Source organism: Pseudomonas sp. AM14(2022) (assembly GCF_036346455.1).
Taxonomy (GTDB): Bacteria; Pseudomonadota; Gammaproteobacteria; order Pseudomonadales; family Pseudomonadaceae; genus Aquipseudomonas; species Aquipseudomonas putida_A.
In genome coordinates this window covers 384,321-407,265 of the sequence record NZ_JAOTNY010000004.1, presented here as the reverse complement: position 1 = coordinate 407,265, position 22,945 = coordinate 384,321, and the positions used below count along the sequence as shown (strand labels likewise).

The 22,945-nt window shown below is 60.4% G+C and carries 15 protein-coding genes, 4 tRNA genes and 1 riboswitch; of the genes, 16 read left to right on the top strand and 3 right to left on the bottom strand.

What is annotated here, in order from left to right; genetic code table 11:
* Positions 1–5: 5 nt before the first annotated feature.
* Entirely contained in the window at positions 6–5,051 is a 5,046-nt protein-coding gene (locus tag V3W27_RS11385; RefSeq protein WP_330206616.1) for a dermonecrotic toxin domain-containing protein, read from the bottom strand.
* A gap of 310 nt (positions 5,052–5,361) precedes the next feature.
* On the opposite strand from V3W27_RS11385, the gene V3W27_RS11380 reads away from it, so the two are divergent.
* From V3W27_RS11380 to astE, 7 genes are all read left to right on the top strand, one after another.
* Positions 5,362–6,582 carry an aspartate aminotransferase family protein gene (locus V3W27_RS11380; protein ID WP_330206615.1) on the top strand — a complete coding sequence of 407 codons (1,221 nt, stop codon included), beginning with the start codon at positions 5,362–5,364 and terminating at the stop codon, positions 6,580–6,582.
* A 201-nt stretch (positions 6,583–6,783) separates the two neighbouring features.
* Positions 6,784–7,803: an arginine/ornithine succinyltransferase subunit alpha gene (aruF, locus tag V3W27_RS11375; protein WP_059404897.1), complete on the top strand. Its 1,020-nt coding sequence runs from the start codon at positions 6,784–6,786 to the stop codon at positions 7,801–7,803.
* A gap of 51 nt (positions 7,804–7,854) precedes the next feature.
* On the top strand, positions 7,855–8,880 hold the full coding sequence (gene astA / locus V3W27_RS11370) for an arginine N-succinyltransferase (protein WP_027612638.1): 1,026 nt from the start codon (positions 7,855–7,857) through the stop codon (positions 8,878–8,880).
* Positions 8,877–10,346 (top strand): succinylglutamate-semialdehyde dehydrogenase, encoded by a 1,470-nt coding sequence (astD, locus tag V3W27_RS11365; RefSeq protein ID WP_330206670.1) that lies wholly within the window; start codon positions 8,877–8,879, stop codon positions 10,344–10,346. The genes astA and astD overlap by 4 nt, the downstream gene beginning before the upstream one ends.
* 163 nt (positions 10,347–10,509) lie before the next feature.
* Complete coding sequence (gene astB, locus V3W27_RS11360; RefSeq protein ID WP_115984193.1) at positions 10,510–11,856, top strand: N-succinylarginine dihydrolase; 1,347 nt, start codon at positions 10,510–10,512, stop codon at positions 11,854–11,856.
* A gap of 57 nt (positions 11,857–11,913) precedes the next feature.
* Positions 11,914–12,204 (top strand): topoisomerase II, encoded by a 291-nt coding sequence (locus V3W27_RS11355; protein WP_134787124.1) that lies wholly within the window; start codon positions 11,914–11,916, stop codon positions 12,202–12,204.
* A gap of 12 nt (positions 12,205–12,216) precedes the next feature.
* Complete coding sequence (gene astE / locus V3W27_RS11350) at positions 12,217–13,227, top strand: succinylglutamate desuccinylase (RefSeq protein ID WP_096795017.1); 1,011 nt, start codon at positions 12,217–12,219, stop codon at positions 13,225–13,227.
* 151 nt (positions 13,228–13,378) lie between these two features.
* On the opposite strand, the gene V3W27_RS11345 is transcribed toward astE, so the two are convergent.
* Positions 13,379–13,888 (bottom strand): 6,7-dimethyl-8-ribityllumazine synthase, encoded by a 510-nt coding sequence (locus V3W27_RS11345; RefSeq protein WP_330206614.1) that lies wholly within the window; start codon positions 13,886–13,888, stop codon positions 13,379–13,381.
* Positions 13,889–13,989: 101 nt separating this feature from the next.
* Positions 13,990–14,161: riboswitch (FMN riboswitch) on the bottom strand.
* Between the two features lie 275 nt (positions 14,162–14,436).
* Between V3W27_RS11345 and ltaE the strand changes: the two genes are divergently transcribed.
* The 8 genes from ltaE (at position 14,437) to V3W27_RS11305 (ending at position 20,548) form a co-directional block, all read left to right on the top strand.
* The gene (gene ltaE / locus V3W27_RS11340) at positions 14,437–15,441 is read left to right on the top strand and encodes a low-specificity L-threonine aldolase (protein ID WP_330206613.1); all 1,005 of its coding nucleotides are present in this window, start codon (positions 14,437–14,439) and stop codon (positions 15,439–15,441) included.
* Positions 15,442–15,587: 146 nt separating this feature from the next.
* Positions 15,588–18,206, top strand: coding sequence for an alanine--tRNA ligase (gene alaS / locus V3W27_RS11335; RefSeq protein ID WP_330206612.1), 2,619 nt, complete (start codon positions 15,588–15,590; stop codon positions 18,204–18,206).
* A 90-nt stretch (positions 18,207–18,296) separates the two neighbouring features.
* Positions 18,297–19,538: an aspartate kinase gene (locus V3W27_RS11330; protein WP_025112914.1), complete on the top strand. Its 1,242-nt coding sequence runs from the start codon at positions 18,297–18,299 to the stop codon at positions 19,536–19,538.
* A gap of 187 nt (positions 19,539–19,725) precedes the next feature.
* Positions 19,726–19,914: a carbon storage regulator CsrA gene (csrA, locus tag V3W27_RS11325; protein WP_002554426.1), complete on the top strand. Its 189-nt coding sequence runs from the start codon at positions 19,726–19,728 to the stop codon at positions 19,912–19,914.
* 62 nt (positions 19,915–19,976) lie between these two features.
* Positions 19,977–20,067: transfer RNA gene (locus V3W27_RS11320), tRNA-Ser, on the top strand.
* A gap of 107 nt (positions 20,068–20,174) precedes the next feature.
* Positions 20,175–20,251 (top strand) — tRNA-Arg (locus V3W27_RS11315).
* A 71-nt stretch (positions 20,252–20,322) separates the two neighbouring features.
* Positions 20,323–20,399 (top strand) — tRNA-Arg (locus V3W27_RS11310).
* A gap of 72 nt (positions 20,400–20,471) precedes the next feature.
* Positions 20,472–20,548 (top strand) — tRNA-Arg (locus tag V3W27_RS11305).
* Between the two features lie 18 nt (positions 20,549–20,566).
* Here the strand turns inward: V3W27_RS11305 and V3W27_RS11300 are convergent.
* On the bottom strand, positions 20,567–21,085 hold the full coding sequence (locus V3W27_RS11300; RefSeq protein WP_098965155.1) for a cell envelope protein SmpA: 519 nt from the start codon (positions 21,083–21,085) through the stop codon (positions 20,567–20,569).
* A gap of 321 nt (positions 21,086–21,406) precedes the next feature.
* Here V3W27_RS11300 and mgtE point away from each other — a divergent pair, with 321 nt between their 5' ends.
* Positions 21,407–22,849 (top strand): magnesium transporter, encoded by a 1,443-nt coding sequence (mgtE, locus tag V3W27_RS11295; protein WP_027612263.1) that lies wholly within the window; start codon positions 21,407–21,409, stop codon positions 22,847–22,849.
* Positions 22,850–22,945 lie beyond the last annotated feature (96 nt).

Below are 22,945 nucleotides of genomic sequence, written 5' to 3'. Positions count from 1 at the left end.
GAGCGTTACTCATCGACCCCGGAATCTTCGGACGTGGACACCTCCATTTCCGCCCGTTCGATGACGGCGTCCACGCCAAAATCGATGCGGTGCTTTTTGAAGTAGGCGATCAGCCGTTGCACGCTGAGCTCAGAGAGCGGATTGCTCCGCAGGCTGAATTTGTCCGCACGCTCTTCTGGCAACTCCAGGATATCGCTGGGAACCTGGGTGATTGCGTTGTCGCTCAGGTCGGCGATTTCCAGGTGTTCGAGTTGCAGCAGGCCCGGTGGCAGGCTGGTGATGCCGCTGTTGTCCAGCATCAGCGTTTGCAGATGGGTCATCTGGCTGACATCCGGGGTCTCACCCAGCGGGTTATCACTCAGATCCAAGTGATCCAGGCGCTCCATTTGCGCAAGCTCAAGGGCGGCTTGAGGCGTGAGCGTCAAATCGCAGTGTGAAAGCGACAAATAGGTCAGCTCAGCCATGCGAAACACCGCCGGCGGAATGTGTTCAAGCCGATATTGATAAATCGTCAGTCCTCTGAGGCTGGCGAACGTCTCGACAAACCTGTCGATTCCAAACGTCTGACCCGGCAGGCTTCTGAGGTACAGATGCGTGACATGGCTGAAATCGGCATTGAGTACGGGCAAGTCGCCGCGGATGATTGTCGCCAGGTTCAAGTCATGCAGTGGCTGGAGGTTCTGATCCGGTTCGTCTTGCTCGGTTTCCCGGCGCCAGCACTGTTCAATGAGCGATTTGAATTCGTGACGTGCGGCGTGCTCGTTCAGCACTTGCTCAATCGTGAAGGGCTCGCCACTGATCGGGTGCAAGGCCGGATGGTCGGTCGCCCAGTGGGCGAGGTTGCTACTCAAGTCGCTGTATTCACGCTCAAGCCGTGCAAGTTCGATTCGACCCTCGGCCAGGGTGCCGGGTAGCAGATAGAAAAATTCACTGGCCTGTTCCAGATCCATGTGTGTGTACAGCGCCTGTACGCGCAGCAAATCAGCCTGTTCGGCCATTACGCCGAAGTCCTGGCGGGTGTCGTTGAAGTGGCGTTTGATGCGCTCCCGGTCTGCGCTGGCAATCGGATTGCCGCTCAGGTCGAAGCCTTCCGGAACGTTGTAGGGCAGCTCGAAAAGGGCGGGCGACAACGATCGGATCTGGTTGTCGTTGAGCAGTGCGGTGCGCAATAGCGGGCGCGTGAGCAGGCCGGGTGGCAGTTCGGATATGCCGGTCTCCGACACATCGATGTAATTGAGTCGGGGCATTTTTTCGACGTTGGGGGTGAGCCCGAGCGGGTTCCTGAACAGGTCCAGGGTTCTCAGTTGAGTCAACGCCGCCAGTGTGGTTTGGCTCTCGGCTGTCAGGGTGATGCTGCAGTCGCTGAGAATCAGCTCGCGCAGTTGTGGCGAACGGCTGATCGACTCCGGCAGGTTGCCCAGCTGGAAATTGCGCAGCGCCAGGCGACGCAAGCCGGAGAAGCAGTTCAGAAAACCGTGTATACCCTGAGTGCTGCCGACCCCTTCGACGGTCAGGTAGTCCACGTGACTGAAGTTCACCTCAAGTTGTGGCAGCTCTCCGATGATTGACTGTGACAGGCGCAGATCGATGGTCTGCTCGGTGTTCTCCGGCAAGGAAACCTGCTGCTTCCAGCAGTCCAGGATGTCGACCCGCATCTGCCGTCGGCGATGACGCTGGATCGCGTATTGCTCGGTGGTGAGGCGGGCGCCGGACTGCGGATGAACGAGGGGAATACCCTCAGTCCACGGACTCAGCACCGCGTCGAGGCGGTTGCGTTCAGTGATCAGACGGCTCAGCTCCGCTCGCGGGCCGTCCGGATGGCGTTGCAGGCGCTCGACGAACGCGTTGAGCTCTTCAGGCAGCAAGTGCGGCAGCAGCCAGTGGGCATGGGCGTGCAGCGTCGGCGTATTGGTAGGCATGCGCCGATAGCCACTGGTACCGCCACGCAGGCGCATCACGGTGGGGTCGTAAGCGGGTTTGCGAATCGGATTTTGCGACAGCAGGTTCAGCAACGCTTGACGGTCGAGCGCGTGGTCACGAATCAGCTGCTTGAGCTGCAGGTCTTGCGTGATGTGGATGTTCAGCGCCGAACGTTCTGCGTCGGGCAGGGCATGCAGCAGACTTGAATACAGTGACCCCGGCGCGCTGAGCGACTCACCGCTAGCGTCGAACGGCTGATAGTCGCCCTGTTCGGTCAGTACCAGCACCTTGCGAATGAGCGCGTCCTGCGCGCCGAGGCTGTCGATCAGTTGCCCGCTATGGCTGTAGTGCCTGAGCTCCATTCGTATCGACGGCGACCAGCCCGGCAAGCGTGGCAGCGAGTGGAGGGCCAGCCGATCCGTATCCAGATTATTGACTGTCGCTTGCAGCTCCAGCCCTTCAAAGGCTCGGGTTGCGCGCACTTGCAGACCCGTTTCCTGGGTCAGAGCGACCAGTCTTGCGGAGAGTGTTCCACGCTGTAGTTGCAGGTATTCAGCATCACTTGCCGTTTCCAGTATCGATTGCGCCAACGCCTTCGGCAGGCCGGGTTCGGCATCCATCAGTACCTGTACCAGCGGGCTAGCGCCGCGCTGTAACTGACGATATCGATCCTCGAACAGGCTTTGGCGTTTGCGCTTTGCCAGCTCGGCGACGCTGCGCCGCAGACTAGTTGCGCGGGCCTCGGCCGAGGGTGCGGGCGTATGCAGGGCTTCGCTCAATAGCCGCCTTCGTTGCGATTCTGTCAGGCGTTGCAGGCAGGTCTTGAGCAGGTCGCCATCGTCCAGTCGTGAGCCCTCGATTTGTATGAAGGGCACGTCGGCGACGGGGCTGCGCCACAGGGTTCTGCCCTGACGGTCGATCAGTTGCAGGCCTCGGTCGGCAGGCCAGTCGCCGTTGTCGAAAAGCAGTTGCAGTTGGGTGGCCGGGTCGGCCTTGAGGTAATCCTCGGCATGCGGGCTGCCGATCTGCTCGATGAACAATTGAATGTCCTGATCGATCTGCCAGCGCTGCAGCGTGTCACTGAGTAAGGGTGGCAATTGATCGCGCTCGACGTGCATCTGGCGCAGGGTGTTTTCCTCGCAGCCACTGATATTCAGCAGGCGCTCCCGCAGAACAGCGGGAAGGCGCTGCATCTGCGCACTGCTGCGGCTCAGCACGGTGGCGCGATCCCAAGCCAGTGGCTGGTCAATTTCGGTTTGCCAGGCGCCTGCGGTGTTGTGCCTGAGTGCGGGTTTGTAAGCCTCGGGGCGCGTCGGATGGTCGATGCGATGGGCGCCCGTTTCGGGGTCAAGGCTGACGGCATACAACTTGTCTTCCAGGGCCAGCAGGCTCTTGCCCTGGTGGGTTTGCAGGCCCAGTGCATCGGTTCGGATGTCTTTGGGCAGCGTGCCGGGCCACTCGTAAGGGCGCAGGTCGGGTTTCCAGTAGCGGGTCTTGCCATTGGCCGTTTTCACCGGAATGAAGCGGTCGATGAACTGGACGACATTGGCAGGCAACAGCGCGCGAAACTCGCTGACGGCGATAGCGCCGCCAGCGGCGAAAGTGCCGACCTGCACCATGGACTCTACGACGCCGATCAAATGCGCGAACGCTTCGCGGGGCTGGCCTTCGGCCCAGTCAACGATGCTTTCGAACGTCTCGTCGAGCAGTTGATAGGCCGTGTAGGCAAGCATCAGCTCGCCGAGAAATGGCACGAATGGCAAGGCGACAAACGCGACGAGGTTGAGCAGCGACTGTGCAATGTCCGTGAAGGAATCCCAGAGTGCCCAGCGCGCCTTGCGATCGACCATGGCCGTCGAGACGGCGATGACGCGGGCATCGTTGAGCATCTTGTCGAGCTTGCGCTGGTAGAGGTAAACCCACAGCTCACCCCGGATTGGGGTCGCGACGATCTGCAGAGCAGGCCGCACGGTTGGATGCTCGCGCCAGGTGGGGCGTGGATCGCCGACCGGTACGGGTTGCCAGGTGACGGGGCTGAGCATGGCCCGCAACTGGCCGAAGAAAGCGCCGCGATCGGCATGGTCGATGAAACGGCTGAAGAACACCTGATAGTCCGGATCGCGCAGGCGTTGCGCCAGCTCCTCAGCGAAGGCAGCGGAACTGGCGTATTCCTTGACTGGGTGTTGTGGGTCATCGGGAATGTAAACCACGACTCGCGCTGCTGCGTGTGCAGCCTCAAGATTCGGCGCGAACAGCACGATGCCGGTCAGGCTGACTTTCATCATCGTCAGCGCATGGCAATGCCACGCCTGACGATTGAGGCGCAAATGCTGCAAGCCATCGAGCAGCCCGAGGATCAGGCGATGGACATCGGCCCCCAGCAGCTTTTGCATGTAGGCCATTTGCAGGGCAGCGACCAGGGCGGCTTTGTCACTCGTGCAAACCTGCGGTTGCAGCACGGCTGCGACCAGCGGATTGCTGACGCCCAAATTGTCTTGCAGATAAGTGTTGTAGCGGCGGCCGATATCCAGCTCGCGACACAGGCGGGTGAAGGCAGGGATCGACATCGCCTTGGGGATGTTCGGCAGCACGCTGAACTGACCGTCAGGCGAGGGCTGGCTGACATAACCCGAGGCGGACTCAAAGGCGTCAGCGCTGGTCTCGCTGCTTTCAAAATTGTGCAGCGCGGCGTCCAGCAGCGAGACCGTCCAGGTGCGTGCGGCGCCGGATTTGATGCGCAGCCACGGAACATGGTCGGGCAGGTACAGGCGCAGGAAGGTCTGTCGTACATCCAGATTCAAGCCAAAGCGCTCTGCCAGTTCGGCGCGCAGCAACGGTTCGGCGAACGCTTTGGCATCCTGCAACCGGGCAAGGCTTCGTTCGACGCGGTTGTGTGCGGTCCAGTGCGCGGCATTCAGTGCGCGAAGTTTTGCATGCTCGGTGCGTGATGCCTGTTTGAGGTTGGCGGGCAGTAGCGGACTGGCCCGTTTCAATGCCGCGCGTTTGTGTGCCGCAGCCTGACTCAGCCATGTCGGGATGGCCTGGAGCAGCGGTTGATAGTGTGCGTCCTGCCGGGGTAGCAGCAGTGAGTCGGGCAGTGTCGCGAGGGCAGGTGTGGTTTCTTGAATCATGGGGTGAGGCCGTTTACCTGGAGAAAGGTCCCTAGCAAACACCGGCCGTTGATTCGATGTGCGGTACATATATACCGCACGCCACAAAACTCTCTTGATTAAGATCCCCGGTACGTCTGCGCAAATGGCGGCGTGCAGTTTAAACTGCGCCTTTGCGACGCTATATGTCGCATTGCCGTAAACCCGGGAAAATCCGGGGTTTGCGCTATAAGAAGTTGTCGCTTGGCGGCAAGGCCGGGCTGAAAACTGTCCTTACAATCCCCCCATCGCTCGCCAGTTTCAGGCGGGTGTTCCTCTTCAGGAGACTCCGATGTCCGTTGAGCACGCTGCGGTACAACGCGCCGATTTCGACCAGGTAATGGTTCCCAACTACGCGCCTGCCGCTTTCATTCCGGTGCGTGGCGCCGGTTCCCGCGTCTGGGACCAGAGCGGTCGCGAGCTGATCGACTTCGCCGGCGGGATTGCCGTAAACGTATTGGGCCACGCGCATCCGGCGCTGGTCGGTGCCTTGACCGAGCAAGCGAACAAGCTGTGGCACGTGTCTAACGTGTTCACCAATGAGCCGGCCCTGCGCCTGGCGCACAAGCTGATCGACGCCACGTTCGCCGAGCGCGTGTTCTTCTGCAACTCGGGCGCCGAAGCCAACGAGGCCGCGTTCAAGCTGGCCCGTCGCGTGGCGTTCGACCGTTTCGGCAGCGAAAAATACGAGATCATCGCCGCGCTCAACAGCTTCCACGGTCGTACCCTGTTCACCGTTAACGTCGGTGGCCAGTCGAAGTACTCCGACGGTTTCGGTCCGAAAATCACCGGCATCACTCACGTCCCTTACAACGATCTGGCCGCGCTGAAAGCGGCGGTGTCCGACAAGACCTGTGCGGTCGTGCTCGAACCGATCCAGGGCGAGGGCGGTGTGCTGCCGGCCGAACTGGCTTACCTGCAAGGTGCCCGCGAACTGTGCGACGCGCACAACGCGCTGCTGGTGTTCGACGAAGTGCAGACCGGCATGGGCCGTACTGGCCACCTGTTCGCCTATCAGCATTACGGCGTGACTCCGGACATCCTGACCAGCGCCAAGAGCCTGGGCGGCGGTTTCCCGATCGCCGCGATGCTGACCACCGAAGCGCTGGCCAAACACCTGGTCGTCGGTACCCACGGCACCACTTATGGCGGCAACCCGCTGGCGTGCGCCGTCGCCGAAGCGGTGATCGACGTGATCAACACCCCCGAGGTGCTGAGCGGCGTCAACGCCAAGCACGACAAATTCAAGACCCGTCTGCAGCAGATCGGCGAGAAGTACGGCCTGTTCACTCAGGTGCGTGGCCTCGGTCTGTTGATCGGTTGCGTGCTGAGCGATGCCTGGAAAGGCAAGGCCAAGGACATCTTCAACGCCGCTGAAAAAGAAGGCCTGATGATTCTGCAGGCCGGCCCGGACGTGATCCGTTTCGCCCCGAGCCTGGTGGTGGAAGACGCCGATATCGATGCCGGTCTGGACCGCTTCGAACGCGCCGCGGCAACACTGACGCAAGCCTGATTGACCCTTCGGCGCCCGAGGATTCGGGCGTCGATCAAAATTTTATGCCGAACCCGATCCACTGTAGGAGTGAGCCTGCTCGCGATTGCGGTCTGTCAGAAACCAATGAGTCGACTGACATACCGCAATCGCGAGCAGGCTCACTCCTACAAGGTCCGGTGTTTTTTCTTCTGTAAATTTATAAGAGAAAGGAGTGACACCATGCTGGTGATGCGCCCTGCGCAAATGGCTGATCTGGGCGAGGTACAGCGTCTGGCTGCGGACAGTCCGATTGGTGTCACTTCCTTGCCGGATGACGTGGAACGTCTGAGCGACAAGATCGCCGCGAGCGAAGCCTCGTTCGCCGCCGAAGTGAGTTTCAACGGGGAGGAGAGCTACTTTTTCGTCCTCGAAGACTCCGCCACCGGCAAACTGGTCGGCTGCTCGGCCATCGTTGCCTCGGCCGGTTACTCCGAGCCGTTCTACAGCTTCCGCAACGAGACCTTCGTCCACGCCTCCCGCGAGCTGAAGATCCACAACAAGATCCACGTGCTCTCGCAATGCCACGACCTGACCGGCAACAGCTTGCTGACCAGTTTCTACGTGCAGCGTGAGCTGGTGGGGTCGCCGTGGGCCGAGCTCAACTCCCGTGGTCGCCTGCTGTTCGTCGCCAGCCACCCGGAACGTTTCGCCGATTCGGTGGTGACCGAGATCGTCGGTTACAGCGACGAAAACGGTGACTCGCCATTCTGGGACGCGATCGGGCGCAACTTCTTCGACCTCAACTACGCCGAGGCCGAACGCCTGTGTGGCCTGAAGAGCCGCACGTTCCTCGCCGAACTGATGCCGCATTACCCGATCTACGTGCCGCTGCTGCCGGATTCCGCTCAAGAAGCGATGGGCCAGGTGCACCCGCGTGCGCAGATCACTTTCGACATCCTGATGCGCGAAGGCTTCGAGACCGATCACTACATCGACATTTTCGACGGTGGCCCGACCCTGCATGCGCGTGTTTCGGGGATCCGTTCGATCGCCCAGAGCCGTGTGGTGCCAGTGAAGATCGGCGAGCCGGTGAAAGGCGCCGGGCGCCAGTATCTGGTGGCCAACGCGCAGTTGCAGGATTACCGCGCGGTGCTGCTGGAACTCGATTACGCGCCGGGCAAACCGGTGACCCTGGATCTGGAAGCAGCCGAAGCCCTGGGCGTCGGTGAAGGTGCCAGCGTGCGCCTGGTGGCGGTTTAACGCCTTAGCGAGTTTCACGGGTGGCGAAGGCGGCCCGTTTGAGGAGATAGCATGATTGTTCGTCCCGTACGCAGCAGCGATTTATCCGCGCTGATCGACCTGGCCCGCAGCACCGGCACCGGCCTGACCACCTTGCCGGCCAACGAAGAGCGCCTGACCCATCGGGTCGGCTGGGCCGAGAAGACCTTTCGCGGCGAAGCCGGCCGTGGCGATGCGGACTACCTGTTCGTGCTCGAAGACGACAACGGTCGCGTGGTGGGGATTTCCGCCATCGCCGGCGCGGTCGGTCTGCGTGAGCCGTGGTACAACTTCCGCGTCGGCCTGACCGTCAGCGCCTCGCAAGAGCTGAACATCTATCGCGAGATTCCGACGCTGTTCCTCGCCAACGACCTGACCGGCAACTCCGAGCTGTGCTCGCTGTTCCTGCATGCCGATTACCGCACCGGTCTGAACGGCCGCATGCTGTCCAAGGCGCGCATGCTGTTCATCGCCGAGTTCCCTGAGCTGTTCGGCAACAAGATCATCGCCGAGATGCGCGGCGTCTCCGATGAGGCCGGTCGTTCGCCGTTCTGGGAAAGCCTGGGTCGGCACTTCTTCAAGATGGAATTCAGTCAGGCCGATTACCTGACCGGCGTTGGCAACAAGGCGTTCATCGCCGAACTGATGCCGAAATTCCCGCTGTACACCTGCTTCCTGTCGCCGGATGCGCGCAACGTCATTGGCCAGGTACACCCGGACACCGAGCCGGCGCTGGCGATGCTCAAGAGCGAAGGTTTCAGCTATCAGGGTTACGTCGACATCTTCGACGCCGGCCCGGCCATCGAATGCGAAACCAGCAAGATCCGCGCAGTCCGCGACAGCGAAGCGCTGGTGCTGGCGATCGGTACACCGGGCGATGACGCCACGCCGTTCATCATCCATAACCGCAAGCGCGAAGACTGCCGCATCACCGCTGCCCCGGCCCGCCTGGCCGCCGGCACGCTGGTGGTCGATCCGCTGACCGCCAAACGTCTTCAACTCAACGCCGGCGATCAAGTGCGCGCCGTGGCGTTGTCTGCTGCTCGGGAGTCGAAATAATGAATTCGCTATACATCGCAGGTGAATGGCTGGCCGGTCAGGGCGAAGCCTTTCAGTCGCTGAACCCGGTGACCCAGCAAGTGCTGTGGTCGGGGGAGGGCGCGACTGCCGCTCAGGTCGAGTCGGCCGTGCAGGCTGCGCGTCAGGCCTTTCCGGGTTGGGCGCGGCGTTCGCTGGACGAGCGCATCAGCGTGCTCGAGGCCTTCGCCGCCGCCCTGAAAAACCACAGTGACGAACTGGCCCGCACCATCGGTGAGGAAACCGGCAAACCGTTGTGGGAAGCCGCGACCGAAGTTACCAGCATGGTCAACAAGATCGCGATCTCGGTGCAGAGCTACCGCGAACGTACCGGCGAGAAGAGCGGCCCGCTGGGCGACGCCACCGCCGTGCTGCGCCACAAGCCACATGGTGTGGTGGCGGTATTCGGCCCTTACAACTTCCCCGGCCATTTGCCGAACGGCCACATCGTGCCGGCGCTGCTGGCCGGTAACAGCGTGCTGTTCAAGCCAAGCGAGCTGACGCCGAAAGTCGCCGAGCTGACGGTCAAGTGCTGGATCGAAGCCGGTCTGCCGGCCGGCGTGTTGAACCTGTTGCAAGGCGCTCGCGAAACCGGTATCGCCCTGGCGGCGAACCCGGGCATCGATGGCTTGTTCTTCACCGGTTCGAGCCGCACCGGCAATCACCTGCATCAGCAGTTCGCCGGGCGTCCGGACAAGATTCTTGCTTTGGAAATGGGCGGCAACAACCCGCTGGTGGTTGATCAGGTGGGTGATCTGGACGCGGCGGTGTACACGATCATTCAGTCGGCGTTCATCTCCGCCGGTCAGCGCTGCACGTGTGCGCGCCGGTTGCTGGTGCCGCAAGGCGCATGGGGCGACAGCCTGCTCAAGCGTCTGGTGGAAGTCAGCGCAACGATTGAAGTCGGTGCGTTCGATCAACAGCCGGCGCCATTCATGGGCTCGGTGATTTCCCTTGGCGCGGCGAAAGCGCTGATGGATGCCCAGCAACACCTGCTGGCCAATGGCGCGGTGTCGCTGCTGGCGATGACTCAGCCGCAAGCGCAGTCGGCCTTGCTGACCCCGGGCATTCTGGATGTGACCGCCGTGGCTGAGCGTCCAGACGAAGAACTGTTCGGCCCGTTGCTGCAAGTGATTCGCTACGCCGATTTCGCTGCGGCGATCGCTGAGGCCAACGACACCGCTTATGGCCTGGCGGCTGGTTTGCTGTCGGATTCCGAAGATCGTTATCAGCAGTTCTGGCTGGAAAGCCGCGCCGGTATCGTCAACTGGAACAAACAGCTGACCGGTGCCGCGAGCAGCGCGCCGTTCGGCGGTGTTGGCGCTTCGGGCAACCATCGCGCCAGCGCCTACTACGCGGCGGACTACTGCGCGTACCCGGTGGCCTCGCTGGAAACCCCAAATCTGGTGTTGCCTGCGGCCCTGACGCCTGGCGTGAAAATGGCGTAACGGCCATCGCGAGCAGGCTCACTCCTACAGGATTTGTGTCGTACACAGCATGTGTGAACACCGCCAAACCTGTAGGAGTGAGCCTGCTCGCGATAGCCGCGACGCGGTCTGACTGAATTGTTACTTGAAGCCTATAACAACAGATTCTCGTGGAGCCTCGCTGATGAAATCCTATGAAGTCAATTTTGACGGTCTAGTGGGGCCGACCCATAACTACGGTGGTCTGTCCTACGGCAACGTTGCGTCCCAGAGCAACAGCCAGCAATCCTCGAATCCGAAGGAAGCGGCGCTGCAAGGTCTGGCGAAAATGAAAGCGCTGATGGAAATGGGCTTTCAGCAAGGCGTGCTGGCGCCGCAGGAGCGTCCGGACGTGGCCGCGTTGCGCCGTCTGGGTTTCAGCGGCACCGACGCGCAAGTGATCGAGCGTGCAGCGAAGGAAGCCATGCCGTTGCTGGTTGCCAGTTGCTCGGCATCGAGCATGTGGGTGGCCAACGCCGCCACCGTCAGCCCGAGTGCCGACACCGCTGACGGTCGCGTGCATTTCACCGCCGCCAACCTCAACTGCAAATACCACCGCAGCATCGAACACCCGACCACCAGCCGCGTGCTCGGTGCGATGTTCGCCGATCAGCAGCACTTCGCCCATCACGCCGCGTTGCCGGCGGTGGCGCAGTTCGGTGACGAAGGCGCAGCCAACCACACGCGTTTCTGTCGTGAGTACGGCGAGGCCGGTGTCGAGTTCTTCGTGTTCGGTCGCAGTGCCTTCGACACCCGTTACCCGGCGCCGCAGAAGTACCCGGCGCGCCAGACTCTGGAAGCCTCGCAAGCGGTGGCGCGTCTGCACGGTCTGCGTGACGAAGGCGTGGTTTACGCGCAGCAGAATCCGGCGGTGATCGATCAGGGCGTGTTCCACAACGACGTGATCGCGGTGGGTAACGGCGAGGTGCTGTTCTATCACGAGGACGCGTTCCTCGACACCGAACAGATGCTGGCCGAGTTGCAGGGCAAACTGGCCAAGGTCGGCGGCAAGTTCCAGTCGGTCTGCGTGCCGCGTTCGGCGGTCACCGTGGACGATGCGGTGCGCTCCTACCTGTTCAACAGCCAGCTGCTGTCGCGTCCGGATGGCTCGATGCTGCTGATCGTGCCGGAAGAATGCCGTGGCAACGAGCGCGTGTGGAACTACCTGCAAGGTCTGACCAGCTCCGGCGGGCTGATCCGCGAAGTCAAAGTCTTCGACCTCAAGCAAAGCATGCAGAACGGCGGTGGCCCGGCGTGCCTGCGACTGCGCGTCGCGCTCAACGAAACCGAGCTGGCGGCCGTCAACCCAGGGGTTATCATGACGGCCCCGTTGTACGGTTCGTTGACCGCATGGGTTGAAAAGCACTACCGCGACCGCCTGAGCGAAACCGATCTGGCGGACCCGCAGTTGCTGCTTGAATGCCGGACGGCACTGGATGAACTGACGCAAATCCTTAAACTGGGCGCGGTTTATCCATTCCAGATCAATTGATGGCCGGCGCGTTGCCTGAACGCGGCGCGCGGCTTGTCTCCCCAAGAGAGTAAAAACATGAGCGATTCCCTGCAGCTGATCCTTGAAGACACCGACGGCACGCAACTGCAAACCTCGTGCACCCGCGTCGCGGTCATGTGGCAAGGCAAAGAGCTGTGGATCCAGCAGGACGGCCGTGGCCAACTGCTGATCGGCGTGGACGTTGAAGAAGGTGACGAAGAGTACGCCAACCTGCTGCTGCGCCCATTGGCGACTAATCTGGTAAGTCTGCAACTGGAAATGGAACCGGCTGAAGTCGGCGACGACGAAGACCACGTGCACGGCCCGGATTGCAACCACGATCACTAAGGAAACCGCTCTATGCTCGCCCTCGGCAAACTGCTTGAACTGACCCTCGCCGGCCGCGAACCGGCGGAGAAGACTCAACTGACTGTCGAAGGCGTGCGCATGCGCTGGTTGAGCGAGGGTGCGCTGGAAGTCCGGCCGCCCGAAGCGCGCGACAATGGCCTGGACCTGCTGCTGTCGGCAGGTATCCACGGCAATGAAACAGCGCCGATCGAGTTGCTCGATCGGCTGCTGCATGACATCGCTCGCGGCGATCTGAAGCCGCGTGCACGCATTCTGTTTCTGTTCGGTAACCCGGAAGCGATCCGCAAGGGCGAGCGCTTCGTCGAGCAGGATGTCAACCGGCTGTTCAACGGCCGGCATGAACAAACCAGCGGTTCCGAAGCCATCCGCGCCTGTGAGCTGGAACGGCTGGCGGCGAGCTTCTTCAGCCTGCCGGATCGGCAGCGACTGCACTACGACCTGCACACCGCCATTCGTGGTTCGAAGATCGAGCAGTTCGCGCTGTATCCGTGGAAGGAAGGTCGCCAGCATTCGCGCCGCGAACTGGCGCGTCTGCGCGCCGCCGGGATGGAAGCGGTGCTGCTGCAGAACAAGCCGTCGATCGTGTTCAGTTCCTACACCTACGACAAGCTCGGTGCCGAGGCTTTCACCCTGGAACTGGGCAAGGCGCGGCCGTTCGGGCAGAACGAAGGGGTGGATGTTTCACGTCTGGAAACTCGTCTGAAGCAGATCATCGAAGGCAATGAGCCGGATCTGGCAGCAGAGGGACTGGATGGTTTGCAGCTGTTCAGCGTCGCCCGGGAAATCATCAAGCACAGCGATGCGTTCCGCCTGAACCTGCCAGCGGACATCGAGAACTTTTCTGAATTGGATGTGGGTTATGTGCTGGCCGAAGATCTGGCCAATACCCGCTGGGTCATCGAGGAAGAGGGCGCGCGCATCATCTTCCCTAATCCCAAGGTCAAGAACGGCTTGCGTGCGGGCATCCTGATCGTGCCGGCCACCGACGAACACTTATCCTGAGAACACTTCAGACCCCATGTGGGAGCGGGCTTGCTCGCGAAAGCGGTGTATCAGTGACGAATCTGTGTGCTGACACACCGCTTTCGCGAGCAAGCCCGCTCCCACATTTAGATTTGAGTGAGGTTTGGGGTCGCGCTCGACCCAGACAGACTCAGACCGCTACAGCTCGCGGCTCACTGCGACGCAACGCACGAACCTTCTGCAGCGTATCCGCGCAAGTCCGCGCCGCTTCCTGACCCTTGTGCACGAAGTGCTCGAAGAAGAATTTCTGATGCTCTTCACCGGCATGGAAGTGATGCGGGGTCAGGGACACCGAGAACACTGGCACTTCGGTTTCCAGTTGCACCTGCATCAGGCCGCTGACCACTGACTGGGCGACGAATTCGTGACGATAGATGCCGCCATCCACGACCAGAGCGGCCGCGACGATGCCGGCATAACGGCCAGTTTTGGCCAGCAACTTGGCGTGCAGGGGCATTTCAAAGGCGCCGCCGACTTCGAAGAAGTCGATGTCCGATTCCTGATAACCCTGAGCCAGAATTTCGGCGACGAAGCCTTTACGGCTCTGGTCGACGATTTCCTTGTGCCAGCAGGCCTGGATGAACGCAACGCGCTCGCCGTGAGGGTGTTTGGTTTTGCTGTCGATAGCGGTGGGTTGCATGTTCTGACTCCTGTTTGTGTGAAAAACAGGGCGTTATGAATTGAAAGGGATTCAAGGGTACGCACGAGCACACAAGCGCGCGGGCGGCCCATTGGCGTCAATCCCGTTCTCTCTTCATCCGGACTATGACCGTCGGCCCCGGAATCACACCGGGTCTGCTGACCTTGTCGCCGATCACAGCCTTTGCCGTGTTCGTCGCCAAGCGCTCGCGGGCTATGCGCATTGCGCGCAATTACCGCCGGTGGGGAATTGCACCCCGCCCTGAGAACGTTTTTGCCGCCCTTTCTCGGGCGGCGCAGCGTTTTTATCACATATTTTCCGGCCTTGCACAGAACCTGTGGGAGCGAGCCTGCTCGCGAAAGCAATGTGTCAGTCAGCAGATGTGTCACTGACAGACCGCCTTCGCGAGCAAGCCCGCTCCCACATTGGGTTGCGTCCTTTCAAGGAGTAATGTGCTTTTTCTCACTCAAGGGTTGATTAATCGGCGCCATGACCGCAGTAATTCACCTTCGAAAAGGGATTTCCCCTGCTGATCAGAGGCCAGGTTCATGAGCGTTATCGATCTTCGCAGCGACACCGTCACCCAACCGACTCCTGCCATGCTCGACGCAATGACTGCGGCGGCTACCGGTGACGACGTGTACGGCGAAGATCCGACGGTCAATCGTCTGGAGGCGGAACTGGCAAGTCGCCTGGGGTTCGCCGCTGCGCTGTTTGTGCCGACTGGCACCATGAGCAATCTGCTGGGCCTGATGGCGCATTGCGAACGTGGCGACGAATACATCGTCGGCCAGCAGGCGCACACCTATAAATACGAGGGCGGTGGCGCGGCGGTGCTCGGCTCGATCCAGCCGCAGCCGCTGGAGGTGCAGGCCGACGGTTCGCTGGATCTGGATCAGGTCGCGGCAGCGATCAAGCCGGATGACTTCCATTTCGCCCGTACCCGACTGCTGGCGCTGGAAAACACCATGCAGGGCAAAGTGTTGTCGCTGGAGTATCTGGCCCGCGCCCGCCGCTTCACTCAGGATAAAGGCTTGCAACTGCACCTCGACGGCGCGCGCCTTTACAACGCCGCGGTCAAGCTGGGCGTCGATGCACGGGAAATCACTCAGTACTTTGATTCGGTGTCGGTGTGCCTGTCCAAAGGCCTTGGCGCGCCGGTGGGTTCGGTGCTGTGCGGTTCAGCCGAGTTGATCGGCAAGGCCCGCCGCCTGCGCAAAATGGTCGGCGGCGGCATGCGTCAGGCCGGTTTGCTCGCGGCGGCGGGGCTGTACGCGCTGGATCACCACGTTGAGCGCCTGGCGGATGACCATGCCAACGCCCGGTTTTTGGCCGAAGGCTTGCGCGAGGCCGGGTTCAGCGTCGAGCCGGTGCAGACCAACATGGTCTACGTGCAAATGGGCGATCAGTCCGAAGCGCTCAAGGTGTTTGCCGCCGAACGCGGGATCAAGTTGAGCGCCGCCGCGCGCTTGCGCATGGTCACGCACATGGACGTCAGTCGCTCGCAAATCGAGCAAGTGATCGCGACATTCGTCGAGTTTTCGCGCAAGTGACAGCGTTAGCCGTCCAATTGACCGTTACTATCGTATAAACACGCTGTACCCCGCGCGAAGGGCCGATATAATGCGGCCCTTTGCCGTCGTTTCGTCTGTTGACGTTTCGTACAGGCCTTTGGCCGCAGCCTCCGTGGAAGAACCTAATGAAAAGCGCAGAAATCCGTGAAGCCTTCCTTCGCTTCTTCGAAGAGCAAGGCCACACCCGTGTAGCCTCCAGCTCTTTGATTCCGGGCAACGACCCAACCCTGCTGTTCACCAACGCGGGGATGAACCAGTTCAAGGACTGCTTCCTGGGCCAGGAAAAGCGCGCGTACACCCGCGCAACCAGCAGCCAGAAGTGCGTGCGTGCCGGTGGCAAGAACAGCGACCTGGAAAACGTCGGTTATACCGCTCGTCACCACACCTTCTTCGAAATGCTCGGTAACTTCAGCTTCGGTGACTATTTCAAGCACGACGCGATTACCTTCGCCTGGACCTTCCTGACCGGCGTCCTGAAACTGCCGAAGGAAAAACTCTGGGTCACCGTCTACGCCTCCGACGACGAAGCGTATGACATCTGGACCAAAGAGATCGGTGTGCCGGTCGAGCGCATGATCCGCATCGGCGACAACAAAGGCGCGCCGTACGCGTCCGACAACTTCTGGACCATGGGCGATACCGGCCCGTGCGGCCCGTGCACCGAGATTTTCTACGATCACGGCGACCACATCTGGGGCGGCCCACCGGGTTCGCCGGAAGAAGACGGCGACCGTTACATCGAGATCTGGAACAACGTGTTCATGCAGTTCAACCGCACCGCCGATGGCGTGTTGCATCCGTTGCCAGCGCCGTCGGTCGACACCGGCATGGGCCTGGAGCGGATCAGTGCGGTGATGCAGCACGTCAATTCCAACTACGACATTGACCTGTTCAAGAACTTGCTGAAGGCTTCGGCCGAAGCGATCGGTTGCGAAAACGGCGATCAGTCGTCGCTGAAAGTGGTGTCCGACCACATTCGTTCGTGCGGTTTCCTGATCGCCGACGGCGTGCTGCCGTCCAACGAAGGCCGTGGCTACGTGCTGCGCCGGATCATTCGTCGCGCCTGCCGTCACGGCAACAAGCTGGGCGCTACCGGCAGCTTCTTCTACAAGATCGTCGCTGCGCTGGTCGCCGAGATGGGCGAAGCCTTCCCGGAACTGAAGAAGCAGCAGAGCAACATCGAGCGCGTACTGAAGGCCGAAGAAGAGCAGTTCTCCAAGACCCTGGAGCACGGCTTGAAGATTCTCGAACAGGATCTGCTGGAACTCAAAGGCACCGTGGTGCCGGGCGACGTAGTGTTCAAACTCTACGACACCTACGGTTTCCCGATGGACCTGACCGCCGACATCGCTCGCGAGCGCGGCCTGACCGTCGACGAAGTCGGCTTCGAGCGTGAAATGGAAGCCCAGCGTGTTCGTGCGCGTTCCGCCAGCTCGTTCGGTCTGGACTACAACACCCTGGTCAAGGTTGATGTGGCCACCGAGTTCACCGGTTACAAAGACACCAGCGGTTCGGCAAAAATCGTCGCTATCTATAAAGATGGCCAGTCGGTCGACGTCTTGAATGAAGGCGAAGAGGCGGTGATCGTACTGAACCAGACGCCGTTCTACGCTGAATCCGGCGGCCAGATCGGCGACTGCGGTTTCCTCCAGGCGGGCAACGCGCGTTTCGACGTCCGTGATACCACCAAGACCGGCGGCGCCTTCCTGCACCACGGCGTGCTGGATTCCGGCAGCCTGACCATCGGTGCGCCAGTGGAAACCCACGTCGATGCCGAGGTGCGTCACGCGACCTCGCTGAATCACTCCGCGACTCACTTGCTGCACGCTGCATTGCGTCAGGTGTTGGGCGAGCACGTTCAGCAGAAGGGTTCGTTGGTGGATAGCCAGCGTCTGCGCTTCGACTTCAGCCACTTTGAAGCGATCAAGCCGGAGCAGATCAAGGCGCTGGAAGACATCGTCAACGCCGAGATCCGCAAGAACTCCGCGGTTGAAACCGAAGAAACCGACATCGAGACCGCCAAGCAGAAAGGCGCGATGGCGCTGTTCGGCGAGAAGTACGGCGACAACGTGCGCGTGCTGAGCATGGGCGGCGATTTCTCCGTCGAGCTGTGTGGCGGTATCCACGCCAACCGTACCGGCGACATCGGCCTGCTGAAGATCATCAGCGAAGGCGGTGTGGCATCGGGCGTGCGTCGTATCGAGGCAGTCACCGGTGCTGCGGCGCTGGCCTACTTGAACGCTGCAGAAGAACAACTCAAGGAAGCGGCCAACCTGGTCAAGGGCAGCCGCGACAATCTGATCGACAAGCTGTCGGCCGTGCTGGAGCGCAACCGCGCGCTGGAAAAGCAACTCGAGCAGTTGCAGGCCAAGGCCGCCAGCGCCGCGGGCGACGATCTGTCGAACTCGGCAGTCGACGTCAAGGGCGTGAAGGTTCTGGCCGCACGTCTGGATGGTCAGGACGGCAAGGCGCTGCTGGCGCTGGTCGATCAGCTGAAAAACAAACTCGGCCGCGCAGTGATCCTGCTCGGCAGTGTCCATGAGGAAAAGGTCGTACTGGTTGCAGGCGTAACCAAAGACCTGACTGGCCAACTCAAAGCCGGTGATTTGATGAAACAGGCTGCTGCGGCAGTGGGCGGGAAGGGCGGTGGTCGTCCGGACATGGCGCAGGGCGGCGGTGTTGACGCCGGCGCACTGGATGGCGCGCTGGCGCTGACCGTTCCATTTGTCGAGCAGGGTTTATAAGACGGCCCGCCGGGCCCGCAGTCTAGTGGCGGGCCCGGCGGCTGTTCGAGTGATTATTGGGCGCCCTTCATGGGCAGAGGCGGCTTTGAAATGGCTTTGATCGTACAGAAATTTGGAGGCACCTCGGTCGGCACTGTCGAGAGAATCGAGCAGGTCGCCGACAAGGTTAAGAAATTCCGCGATGCCGGCGATGACCTGGTGGTTGTGCTGTCTGCAATGAGCGGCGAAACCAACCGTCTGATCGATCTGGCCAAGCAAATCAGTGGCGACGTGCAACCGGTTCCGCGTGAACTGGATGTGATCGTTTCCACCGGTGAGCAGGTGACGATTGCCCTGTTGGCCATGGCGCTGATCAAGCGCGGTGTGCCAGCGGTGTCGTACACCGGTAATCAGGTGCGGATCCTGACGGACAGTGCGCACAATAAAGCGCGTATCTTGCAGATTGATGACCAGAAGATTCGCGGTGATCTGAAAGCAGGTCGCGTGGTGGTTGTCGCCGGTTTCCAGGGCGTCGACGAGCACGGCAACATCACCACCCTCGGCCGTGGCGGTTCCGATACCACAGGCGTGGCACTGGCGGCTGCATTGAAGGCTGACGAGTGCCAGATCTACACCGACGTCGATGGTGTCTACACCACTGACCCGCGCGTGGTGCCGGTCGCTCAGCGTCTGGACAAGATCACCTTCGAAGAGATGCTGGAAATGGCCAGCCTCGGTTCCAAGGTGCTGCAGATCCGTGCGGTGGAATTCGCCGGCAAGTACAACGTTCCGCTGCGCGTACTGCACAGCTTCAAGGAGGGTCCGGGCACCCTCATTACTATTGATGAAGAGGAAACCATGGAACAGCCGATCATTTCCGGCATCGCTTTCAACCGCGATGAAGCCAAGCTGACCATCCGTGGCGTGCCAGACACCCCGGGCGTGGCGTTCAAGATTCTCGGCCCGATCAGTGCCGCGAACATCGAAGTCGACATGATCGTGCAGAACGTCGCGCACGATAACACCACCGACTTCACCTTCACCGTGCACCGCAACGACTACCAGGCCGCACAGACCGTGCTGGAAAACACCGCTCGCGAGATCGGTGCCCGGGAAGTGGTGGGTGATACCAAGATTGCCAAGGTCTCGATCGTCGGCGTCGGCATGCGTTCCCACGCAGGCGTGGCCAGCCGCATGTTTGAATCCCTGGCCAAGGAAAGCATCAATATCCAGATGATCTCGACGTCGGAAATCAAGGTTTCCGTGGTGATCGAAGAGAAGTACCTGGAACTGGCCGTGCGCGCCCTGCACACGGCTTTCGAACTGGACGCTCCGGCCCGTCAGGGCGAGTAATCCGGTCACCTGAAGGGCGCGGTCTGACCGCGCCCTTTATTTTTTGAATGGCGCGAGCCCTGAACTGTTCTTTTGCTCGCGCTGGTCAATACTCAGGCATGTAGGGCTACGATCGCTCCGGTTGTAGGTCGGGTGCCTTTTTTTTGCAGACTGTTGTCCCTGAAATGAAATGCGTGAGGAGAAAGGTATGCTGATTCTGACTCGTCGGTGCGCAGAAAGCCTGATTATCGGTGATGGCGAAATCACCGTGACCGTGCTCGGCGTCAAAGGAAATCAAGTGCGCATCGGCGTCAACGCCCCGAAAGAGGTTGCCGTGCACCGTGAGGAAATTTACCTGCGTATAAAGAAAGAGAAGGACGAAGAACCAAGCCATTAATTTTTATCGATTTTTATGTTTGCAAACGGGGAAGAAGGTGGTTAATATACGCCCCGTGTTGCGGAGAGCTGGCCGAGTGGCCGAAGGCGCTCCCCTGCTAAGGGAGTACACCTCAAAAGGGTGTCGGGGGTTCGAATCCCCCGTTCTCCGCCATTATTTGCTTAGTACGTTGTAATCTGGCTTTTTCTGTAAGTTGTTGAATTTATTAGAAAAAGTGGTTGGAATAGAGATTAGACGGGCTATAATGCGGCGCAACAAATGCACTCGTAGCTCAGCTGGATAGAGTACTCGGCTACGAACCGAGCGGTCACAGGTTCGAATCCTGTCGAGTGCACCATTTAAGAGTTGTTTATAGCGATATAAAGAACTCGGCTTCAGCCAGTTGTGGTCTGGTTTAAAAACACAAATGCACTCGTAGCTCAGCTGGATAGAGTACTCGGCTACGAACCGAGCGGTCACAGGTTCGAATCCTGTCGAGTGCACCATTTAAGAGTCGTTTGTAGCAATACAGGCAACTCGGCTTCAACCAGTTGTGATCTGGTCTAAAAACACAAAATGCACTCGTAGCTCAGCTGGATAGAGTACTCGGCTACGAACCGAGCGGTCACAGGTTCGAATCCTGTCGAGTGCACCATATTCAAGAAGCCCGCGTTTAACGCGGGCTTTTTGTTGCCTGCGATTTGGCTTTTCCTTTCACGCATCCCTTCTCGTCAAAATCGACTTGAGCACTTCGGCCTCTTTTCAGGTCATAGCGATAGCTAGTCGTCGACGTTCGAATATTCACCTTGTCCGGTTTGCCGAGCGCGCTCTCGACATCCTGTTGGCTCATGCCGGCAATCACTCGTTGATTGATGATTGCTGCGCGGCGCTGCCTGGCATCGATCAGGTTGCCGCATTTGTCCGCCAGGCGGCCAACGATGCCCGGTTCACGTCCCCTGATTGTCATACCGGATATTTCCTCATGGTTGTGTTCCGGCATGATCGGTACGACGGATCCGGGCGAGTAAGGGTGAACCTGTTGCTCTGAAAGCTGCTCGTCGCTCGCACAGCTCAGGGTCGTGAAGGTGATGCCGCCGTCGGCAGCCTCGCAGCGGTGAAGGGTGGTGGCGGCTCCGGCGGGTGGCAGGCAGAGCAGGCTGGCGACTACAAAAAGGCATGTTCTGGATAGCATTCGACGTCCTCCATGACGGTCTACGCTCAAGGGTAGCCGCTACATTTTTCAACGCCGGTGTGTTTTCTTTTCAAGATGAGTCGTCGCATCTGCACGGGTCAGGACAGCGCTCAACTTTGTCGCGCAAGCACTTGTTTCGACCGCGATTTTTTAACGTTTAAAACCGTCAGGCGGTGTATCATTGCGCCCGTCAGCCCCGCCGGGGCTTATGGAAAACCTCCATGGACTTACCCAGTAGTTACTCAGTAGCCCGTTTCACCAATCATGAATTGACTGATTGATCCTTCCGGCGTGCCCCGCTGCTGGGAGTGGAGTTCGCCTATGTCCGAAATCGAAGTAAAGAAAACCCAGGAAAGCCTGCAGGATCGCCTGGCTCAGGTCGTTGAGCTGCTGCAGCGCCAGAAGGTCGTCGAAGACCTGACTCATCGCCAGGAAGGCGCGCACCACGACCGGGTCGAGAACCTGGTTCACCGGCAGAACCTCGTCGAGCTGCAACGCAAACTCGATGATCTGCACTCCGCCGACGTTGCCTACATCCTTGAAGCCTTGCCGCTGGACGATCGTCTGACGCTCTGGCAACTGGTCAAGGCTGATCGCGACGGCGACATTCTTCTCGAAGTATCCGATTCCGTTCGTGAAACGCTGATCGCCGACATGGACGATCACGAGCTCCTGGCTGCGGCCAAGGACATGGACGCCGACGAACTTGCTGACCTGGCCTCCGAGCTGCCGCGAGACGTCGTCCATGAGCTGATGGAGACGCTCGACCAGCAACAACGCGAGCGCGTGCGTTCGGCCTTGTCCTATGACGAGGAGCAGGTCGGTGCGCTGATGGACTTCGAGATGGTGACGATCCGTGAGGATGTCAGCCTCGAAGTGGTTCTGCGTTACCTGCGTCGGCTCAAAGAGCTGCCGGGCCATACCGACAAACTGTTCGTGGTCGATTACGACGGCGTGCTCAAGGGCGTGCTGCCGATCAAGCGTCTGTTGGTCAACGACCCGGAGAAGCAGGTTTCTGAAGTCATGGCCAGCGATCCGGTGAGTTTTCACCCGGACGAAGACGCCTATGACGCGGCTCAGGCGTTCGAGCGTTACGACTTGATCTCGGCCCCGGTGGTCGACAAGAACGGCAAGCTGATCGGCCGTCTGACCATCGACGAAATGGTCGACCTGATTCGTGAAGAGAGTGAAAGCGAAGTCCTCAACATGGCGGGTCTGCGCGAAGAGGAAGACATCTTCGCCTCCGTCTGGAAATCCCTGCGCAACCGTTGGGCGTGGCTGGCGATCAACCTGATCACTGCCTTTGTCGCGTCGCGGGTGATCGGTCTGTTCGAAGGCTCGATCGAGAAGCTGGTGGCGCTGGCGGCGCTGATGCCGATCGTGGCGGGTATCGGCGGCAACTCCGGTAACCAGACGATCACCATGATCGTGCGTGCCATGGCGCTTGACCAGGTCAGCACCGGCAACACCTCGCGTCTGATGCGCAAGGAGCTGGCGGTGGCGTTGATCAACGGTCTGGTCTGGGGCGGGGTGATCGGTGTGGTCGCCTACCTGCTTTACGGCAGTTGGTCGCTGGGCGTGGTGATGACGGCGGCGATGACCCTCAACCTGCTGCTCGCGGCGCTGATGGGGGTGTTGATCCCGATGACGCTGGCCAAAATGGGTCGCGACCCGGCGATGGGCGCCAGTGTGATGATCACGGCCATGACCGACAGCGGTGGCTTCTTCATCTTCCTGGGGTTGGCGACGATCTTCCTGCTCTGATTCGCTGCAATGCAAAAGCCCGCCAATTGGCGGGCTTTTTTGTGCCTGTGTAGTTATCTGTAGTGAGGGGATTTATCCCCGATGGGTTGCGCAGCG